Genomic DNA, 8693 nt, shown 5'->3' on the forward strand with positions numbered 1-8693 from the left:
TGCATAAGAAAGGAGATTAAGTATGACTCAGTACAATTTAGAAGAATTGAGGTTGCTTAATCAGGTTCTACTTGCCCTTTTTATGGTAGCTGATTTTGCACTTTTACTCTTTTTTTATAATAGTCCGTTCCCGTGGTTTTCCCTTTTAGGTTCTGGAATTGGTTTAGCAATAATTGTTTTTTGTTGGGCAGGGAGAAAATATACACTTTTTATCGCTTCATTACTTGTTTTCTCAGCTATCCATACGATTGTTTATAATTGGAGCTCTATTGTGCATTAAAAAAAGAGTAATTTTTGTCCACTTTTTATTTAATTAGTTAAATAGTAAATTAATAAATTAATAGGGGGTTTTATGATGTCAGAGCAAGAACAGAAAAATTCCGTTCTAGACAAACGTTCGTCAAGACGTACGTTTATCAAAAATTCTGGTTTGACAGTCGGTGGTGTTGTTTTAGGAGGAGCTTTAGGAAGTCTTTTTGTAAAAGATGATAAATCAACGACTACTACTGAAAATCACAATCACGCAGCAACACCTACCGCTAATCCAAATGTAGCTTTAATGTTCTTCACACCAAACCAATACCAAGTTACTCAAGCAGCAGTGGAGCGTATTTTCCCTGAAGATGCAAATGGTCCAGGAGCTAAAGAACTGAACGCTGCTATTTATATTGATCACCAATTGGCTAGTCCATGGGGCTCTAACGGAAAGGATTACCGTTTAGGTGCATTTTATAAAGCGGAAGAAAACCAAGGGCCACAAACGAAAATGCTTCGAAAAGATCTATTCCTAGCTGGTTTAGATAGTTTAAACACATATAGTAACGAACAATTTGAAGCTGACTTTAAAGATTTAGAAGCAACTCAACAAGATGAAGTTCTACAAGCTTTTAGTGAAGGAAAAGTTGAATTATACGGAAATGTTTCTTCTACTCAATTTTTCAGTTTACTGCGCACATTAACTATTGAGGGTGTATATGCAGACCCAATGTATGGTGGTAATAATCAAATGATTGGCTGGAGTATGCGTAAATATCCAGGTTCTCGTATGCAATATGTGAATGAAATACAAGATGAGAACTTTATCGAACTTGAACCACAAAGTTTAAATTCTCATATGGGACATTAATAATAGAAAGGACTGACATATAAATGGTTACAAAATTACCTAAAGTACCTGTCGTAGTAGTAGGAATGGGATGGGCTGGTGGGATTGTCTCAGCTGAACTAACGAAAGCAGGAATTAATGTTGTTGGATTAGAACGCGGAAAAGACCGGACAACAGCCGATTATACGATGGGACATGATGAACTTCGTTATCAACATCGAACAGAGCTAATGCAAGACCTTTCGAAAGAAACGATTACATATCGTAATACAGTATCAGGTAAAGCTTTGCCGATGCGTCACTACGGTACGTTTATAGTTGGAGACGGAGTTGGTGGAGCAGGTAGTCACTGGAATGGACAAACTTATCGGTTCTTACCTTATGATTTTGAAATTCGTACGAAAACAATTGAACGTTACGGAATCGATAAAATTCCTGCTTGGATGGAAGGACTTAACGACTGGGGTCTAACTTATGATGAAATGGAACCATATTACGATACATTCGAAAAAATGGCTGGTATTTCAGGCGAAACAGTAGAACTATGGGGCAAACGTACGAATCCATATCCAACGCCTCCTTTAGTGAAAACACCAATAATGAAAGAATTTGAAAAAGCAGCAACAACCTTAGGATACAAACCTTTCGTTATACCTGCAGCAAACCTTTCTGAAAGCTATACAAATCCAGATGGCATCTCCCGTGCAGCATGCCAATACTGTGCATATTGCGAGAACTTTGGATGTGAATATGGAGCTAAAGGTGACCCAGCCGTAACCGTAATTCCGGTTGCAAAACAAACAGGTAAATTAGAACTTCGTACACATTCTAACGTTTTAGAACTCACTAAAAACGGTGGAAAAGCAACCGGGGTTATTTATGTTGATATGCTAACTGGAGAAAAGTTTGAACAACCTGCAGATGTAGTTGTAGTTGCAAGTTATGTATTCAACAATTCTCGTTTACTTTTAAACTCTGGTATTGGTACTCCTTATGATCCCAAAACAGGTAAAGGGACAATCGGTAAAAACTACTGCTATCAAATAACTGCTGGAGGCTCTCAGCTATTCTTTGAGGACAGAGAGTTTAACCTATATGGTGGTGCTGGTGCATTAGGTATTGAGATTGCTGAATTCATGGGGGACAATTTTGATCATTCCGAAGTGGAGTTTATACACGGAGCTGGTATTCGTACAACACAATACGGTGACCGTCCAATTGCAACAAATCGTGTACCTGCTGGAACAGCAAGCTGGGGCGCAGAGTTTAAAGAAAAATCTATTAAATATGCTAACTCAAACTTCCCAGTTAAAACACAAGGTGCATCTTTACCACATAAAGAAAATTACTTGGATCTTGACCCAGAATTTAAAGACGCATTTGGATATCCATTGTTACGTATGACATATGAATACACAGATAATGACCGAGCAATGGGTAAATACATGTCAACGATTACACGTAAATTTGCAGAAGAAATTGGTGCAGATATTATTGATACAAATGAAGAACAAGCGCCATTCAATGTAAATAAAGATTCCAACACACATAACACAGGCGGTGTTATTATGGGAGCTGACCCAGCAACATCGGCAGTAAACACATATCTGCAAATGTGGGAAGCTGAAAACGTATTTGTGGTAGGTGCATCTGCATTCCCACATAATAGTTGTTTCAATCCAACTGGCACACTTGGTGCACTTTCGTATCGTGCATCTGAAGGAATTCAAAAATATCTAAAAGAAGGCGGAATACTAGTTAAAGCATAATAATAACTAGGTTATTCTATAAAAGAAAATCAAGCAAATATACCCCCTCCTTAATTAGGACGGGGGCATATTCATTTGAGATTCTAATATTAAATAACTTTACTGTCATTTCTCCGATAATAAACAGCGTACTTTAGTTACGCTAGCATCTCTTGTGACCCAAGGAACTCTACCGCAATTAGAATTACACATAAACACAGGTTAACAGCAGGGTTAAAGCCGCAAGAAATAATAGAAACTTTTATCCAATTGCTCTCATATACAGGCTTCTCTCGCGTTCTCAATTCAATAGAAGTTGCCAAGAAGGTTTTTGCAGACAGAGGAGTGTCCGTAAAAAATTGATATCTAAAAAAACTAAAGCTTAATCTCTTGATTTTTGGGGGATTAGGCATTTTTAATGTGCTTTACAAACGCTCTTGCAATCTGGTCAAAAAGTTATTAAATTGCTTTTTGACTTAATGTATGAAAATATAGAGTTCGAAAAAGCTTATTGTATATCAAAAAAGAAATGAACTTTAAAGATTGAAGGGATATGCCACAATGGAACATAACATAACCGTATTAATCTGTGATGATAATATCGCCGTACATGAAAGTATCAATGCTTATTTACAAGCTGAAGGTATGAATAGTGTTTCTGTTTACGATGGGGAGAAGGCCCTCAAGCTCCTTAAAGAAAACAGCTTCGATTTAGTGGTGCTAGATATTATGATGCCTGGTCTTTTTGGGACGGAAGTGTGTAAGGAAATACGCAAAACAAGCGATATTCCTATCCTAATGCTAAGTGCAAAAAGCGAAGAAATAGACCGGATTGTCGGGCTTGAAATCGGTGCGGATGATTATATCACCAAGCCCTTTTCTCCTCGCGAGATAGTAGTAAGGATTAAAACGATACTAAAAAGGGTGCAACCGAAAAAAGAAAATCTCCATTATTTGAAAGCAGGAAATTTGTCCATTGATATTGACGGATATGAAGTTCTGATTAATAATCAAGAAATTGAATTTACTGCAAAAGAGGTGGAGTTATTGGCATTTCTAGTTAAAAACAAAGGAAAAGTGGTCAGTCGCGAGGAACTATTGTACAAAGTTTGGGGATATGATTATATCGGAGACACACGCGCCGTTGATACATTGATCAAACGAATCCGACAAAAACTTCCTAAAACCTCTACAGATTTCTCTATCAAGTCAGTCTACGGTGTCGGGTATAAATTTGAGGTAAGTGTATGAAACGGTTATTTTCAAGTAAGCTGTGGATTGCATTTATCATCTTAGCAATCTTTATTTTAGGTCAGCTATTGGGAGCTTTTGCAATCAAACATTACTTTATCCAATCAAAAATCGAAGAGCTTCAGCCGTCGCTTACATTGATTGGAGAAGAGGTTGCGGATGGTGAAATTATTAGCATAACCGATGATTATTTAATAAAAGCATACGATGTCCATGGAAAGGAAATCGAGGTTTACAAAGAGGATTCTACCTCAAAATTATCTTCTGATACGAAAGTAAATGAGAAGTTAACCTCCTACTTGCCGAAAATCATCAGTGGCAAAACCGTGGTGGAAATCCAGGAAGTACCGGGGTATTCAACAAAAGCAATAATGATCGGACAACCACTGGTCAAAGGCAATAAAGTGACAGGTGCTATCTACTTGTTAAAAGAGGCACGCGCTTATCAAGCGGCGCTTAATGGTTTCTACCTTGTATTCTTCGTGACATTGGCCATTGGAACTGTCATTATCCTAATTTTTCTTGCGATGTTTATCAAGGAGAAAAATCACCTGGAGCAAATGCGCAAAGACTATGTCGCCAATATAAGCCATGAATTGAAAACACCGCTAGCATCCATCAAAGCATTGACAGAGACGTTGGCGGATCACATTGTCACCGACCAGAAAAAAATTGATCAGTACTACAGCATCATCTTGAGAGAAAGCGTTCGTTTGGAAAAACTCATTTCTGATTTACTGGAATTATCGAGGCTGCAATACAAAAAAACGACTTATACGAAATCAGTAATGAACACCAAAGAGATTATTGCCAAGGTTTCAGAGCCTTTTACTATTTTGGCGGATGACATGGATCTTCAGTTTCAAATCACAGAGCGTGCCAAAAACTTGCCAGCGACTTATTCCAATGAAGATCGCATCACACAAGTGCTTACTATCTTGCTAGATAATGCGTTTAAGTTCACACCGGAATATGGCAAAGTGACGATTGATGCCAAAACAACTGCACGTAAAGCGGAGATCATGATAATGGATAATGGACCTGGGATTTCTAAAGAAGTTCTTCCGCATATTTTTGGGCGGTTTAACAAGGAAGATGTATCGCATACAAGTACTGGAAGTGGCCTAGGGCTTTCGATTGCGCTTGAAATAATGGAGCAGCTAGGAGAGAGAATTAGTGTGAAAAGCCAAGCTAATGCAGGAACCACATTTACTATCACCTTAAAAAAAGCATAATATTTTTGGCAGAAAAACGTTCGTTTTACCCCGTTTTTCTGCCATTTTTGTGCCACAATGTTTTGTTATGATCAATTTATAGAAAGAACAAACAATATAATTAGGAGTGATGTACAATGAAAAAATCTATATCAACTATTTTATCAATGTCTATTGCAGCGGGATTATTAGCTGGATGTTCAACAAACGATTCAGAAGAGACAGCTCCAAAAACTAAAGTTGAAACAGAAACAACTCAACAAGCGGAAACAAAGCCAGAGGTTGCTAAAGCAGAAGAAGTAGATACTTCTTTCATTAAGAACAAACAATTAGATGTAAAATACGGAAGCCAATCGGAAGCCCAAAAGCTGGACATTTATTGGCCGAATGAAGGCGAAGGACCATTTCCAGTTATCATTGCAATCCACGGAGGCGGATTCATGCAAGGAGATAAAACAGGTACGGATCTAACAGCTATGATGGAAGGTGTCAATCATGGTTATGCAGTTGTAGCGGTCAACTATAGACTTTCAGGAGAAGCCGTATTTCCTGCAGCAATTAGTGATGTAAAAGCGGCAATTCGTTATGTGAAAGCCAATGCAAAAGAATTCAACTTGGATTCTGAGAAAGTCGTGGCATGGGGAGGCAGTGCTGGTGGAAACTTAGCCGCATTAGTAGGGACCAGTGGAGATGCTGATTCTTTAAACGGTGAAAATACCGAAAACATGGAATATACGTCTGAAGTACAAGCTGTTGTTGATTGGTATGGACAAATTGACTTTTTGAAACTGGATGAGCAGTTTAAGGACTCCGGTATTACACCGAAAATGGGAGAACGAAGCTCAGCTGATTCTCCGGAAAGCAAGTACATCGGTGGAAACATCACAGAGAATATAGAACAAGTAGAAAAAGCGAATCCGGCAACTTACATTACAAAAAATGATCCAGCCTTTCTTATCCAACATGGAACAGCTGATCCGAACGTGCCAACGCAACAGTCTATTGATTTCTCCGAAAAGCTTACAGATGTTTTAGGGGATGAAAAAGTAGAGCTCACACTTTTGGAAGGCGCTGTCCATGGAGGAGAACCTTTCAATTCTAAGGAAAACCTTCAAGAAGTATTTGATTTTCTTGATCGTATATTAAAATAAATTCAAGCGGGTGGCAATCATTGCTACCCGTTTTTATCTTGTTGGAATATCAGAACAGAAAGCTAGGGAAATAACATGGTTGGAGAATATATCATTTGCTTGGTATCATATACATCTTCAGCGGTATAATTAGTTCATGACTAATTAAAAAGAAGGGATCACTTGAGAAATCTAACTACCGAATCCATCTTTTCTACACTTTTATTGACCATTAAACAAGCTTTTGCAGTAAACAAGAATCCTCTTCCTTGGATGAAGGCTTTTAGCGCAGGTGTTTGTGCAGGTTTACCGGTGCTAGTCGGTTATTTGTTGGGAAGTTTAGAGTACGGACTTATTGCAGGTCTCGGTGGCTTGACGTATCTTTATGTATTTAATATTCCCTATGCATTTCGAGCTAAAAAATTATTTTTTGCATTAATTGGATTGTCGATTGTAATGGGATTGGGTACATTGGTCGCACCTTATCCTTTTGTATCAGCGTTTGTAGTTGCATTAATCGGAGCTATTGGTACATTCTTGTTTGGGGCTTTACGAATTACAGGACCGGCGGCAATCTTCTTTGTTTTAGCTTTTTTAATGGGTACGGGAATGCCTGTGGATCCATCATTAGCTCCACTACGTGCAGGACTTGTTTTTCTAGGGGGAGTATTTTCTTGGATAGTGGGTATGATTGGTTGGTTTAGCAATCCCCATGGACCAGAGAAGTTGGCTGTAAAGAAGGTGTACGTCGAACTTGCTGTTTTTATGGAATCGATTGGAACGGAGGGCTTCGATGGTTCCAAGCAAAAAATTAGTGCTTCTATTAAATCAACAGGAGAACTTCTCTTGTCTGGATACATTCCTTGGCGAGTTACAGGAGCGTTTAAACGCCTTGTTTTATTGAAGGAAGAGGCAAATAATATATTTTTATATGTGCTCGAAAATATGGAGATGCTAGAGGAGAAATTACCTGATGAAATAGGAGCGCATTTACGATCTATTTCTAACACAATTGACAAGAAAGAGCAGGAGATTATCCCATTACTTGAAGTGCCTGATAATCAGATTGCTCATTTGTATGCTATTGTAAATGAAGCTAGTATGCTTCTAAATGAACCTCTGGCCAGTATTCAACGAGAGATTAACATTTCCAAACCATCGCTTCGTATCATACTCGGGGGAGCTTTCGATAAGAATTCTGTAGTTTTTTTGAATACAATCCGCTATGGTTCTGTTCTTTTTATAGCTGCAGTTATTGCCCAATCCTTTGATTTTAATCGCTCTTATTGGGTAACTTTATCGTGTGCAGCTGTCTTATCAGGGGCTACTATTATGGCGACATTCCACCGGGCCATTCAGCGCTCAATTGGAACAATTATTGGGATTTTGATCGCTACAGCTATTCTTTATTTTCAACCTGAGGGATATGTCATTGCAATCGCTATTTTTCTTTTAACATTTTTAACAGAACTTGCAATTGTCTTGAATTATGGTATTGCGGCCTTATTTATTACTCCGAATGCATTGTTGCTTGCAGAAAGTACTGCAAAAACACATGACATATCTTATTTTGCATCGGCCCGTGTAGTGGACGTATTGATCGGGTGTATAATCGGTCTAATTGGGACAGTTATTATGAACAGGAAAAGTGCAGCAAGCATAGTTCCTCATACAATGGCAAAAACAATTCGAAGTCAGCAACAATTTTTTCACACACTTTTTTCGAAAGAATCTAATCTCATAAAACCGGAATATTCAAGAGAACTAGGTAAAATGCAGACAAACCTTACGAATTTAAGAATTGTCTATACGACTGCTTTAGGAGAAATTCCTAGAGATAAAGGTCGACTAGATCTCCTATATCCTACAATTCACTCGATAGAACAGCTTGGTTATTTGTTAGATACCTCTGCTAAATATAAAGATCGACCAACATTAGCAGACAACGAGCTTTCGCAAATGCTACTCGTTTTTGAAACGATGGCAAAATCAGCAGAACAGGGACTCGAATTTTCTAAAAGGTCAGTTCCTGCCATAAGTGGGTTTAATAAAATCCAAACTGAAGTCCAACGTCTGCAGGATTCCCTGTATGCAATTGGTAAGAAGGATGAATGAATTAGAAAAAGGAGTGCAGGTTTACAAGCCTGGCACTCTTTTGTGCGCTTGGCAGCGCTTTTCTCTAACGGGTGAAAGTCCCTAACATGCCGTAGTGGCGGAAGTGTATAGCTGACTGGTAGTGCGGGTA

Annotated in this window: 7 protein-coding genes and 1 pseudogene; all 8 read left to right on the forward strand. The window is 38.4% G+C overall.

The features are described from left to right. Positions 1-22 precede the first annotated feature (22 nt). Positions 23-280, forward strand: a complete 258-nt coding sequence (locus ACIP9W_RS21970) for a hypothetical protein (RefSeq protein WP_400793315.1) — start codon at positions 23-25, stop codon at positions 278-280. Between the two features lie 72 nt (positions 281-352). Continuing rightward, complete coding sequence (locus tag ACIP9W_RS21975; protein ID WP_400793316.1) at positions 353-1126, forward strand: gluconate 2-dehydrogenase subunit 3 family protein; 774 nt, start codon at positions 353-355, stop codon at positions 1124-1126. A gap of 23 nt (positions 1127-1149) precedes the next feature. Next, positions 1150-2874 carry a GMC family oxidoreductase gene (locus ACIP9W_RS21980; protein WP_400793318.1) on the forward strand — a complete coding sequence of 575 codons (1725 nt, stop codon included), beginning with the start codon at positions 1150-1152 and terminating at the stop codon, positions 2872-2874. A gap of 118 nt (positions 2875-2992) precedes the next feature. Beyond that, a pseudogene (locus ACIP9W_RS21985) lies at positions 2993-3216 on the forward strand (carboxymuconolactone decarboxylase family protein); the annotation flags it as partial. A gap of 198 nt (positions 3217-3414) precedes the next feature. After that, a complete protein-coding gene (locus ACIP9W_RS21990) occupies positions 3415-4104 on the forward strand; it encodes a response regulator transcription factor (RefSeq protein ID WP_400793319.1) in 690 nt (229 codons plus the stop codon). Next, on the forward strand, positions 4101-5339 hold the full coding sequence (locus ACIP9W_RS21995) for a sensor histidine kinase (RefSeq protein ID WP_400793321.1): 1239 nt from the start codon (positions 4101-4103) through the stop codon (positions 5337-5339). The genes ACIP9W_RS21990 and ACIP9W_RS21995 overlap by 4 nt, the downstream gene beginning before the upstream one ends. 116 nt (positions 5340-5455) lie before the next feature. Then, positions 5456-6469 carry an alpha/beta hydrolase fold domain-containing protein gene (locus ACIP9W_RS22000; RefSeq protein ID WP_400793322.1) on the forward strand — a complete coding sequence of 338 codons (1014 nt, stop codon included), beginning with the start codon at positions 5456-5458 and terminating at the stop codon, positions 6467-6469. A 162-nt stretch (positions 6470-6631) separates the two neighbouring features. Then, complete coding sequence (locus ACIP9W_RS22005; RefSeq protein ID WP_400793323.1) at positions 6632-8563, forward strand: FUSC family protein; 1932 nt, start codon at positions 6632-6634, stop codon at positions 8561-8563. The last annotated feature ends 130 nt before the right edge of the window (positions 8564-8693 follow it).

Source organism: Psychrobacillus sp. NPDC093180, from assembly GCF_044754065.1.
Lineage (GTDB): Bacteria > Bacillota > Bacilli > Bacillales_A > Planococcaceae > Psychrobacillus.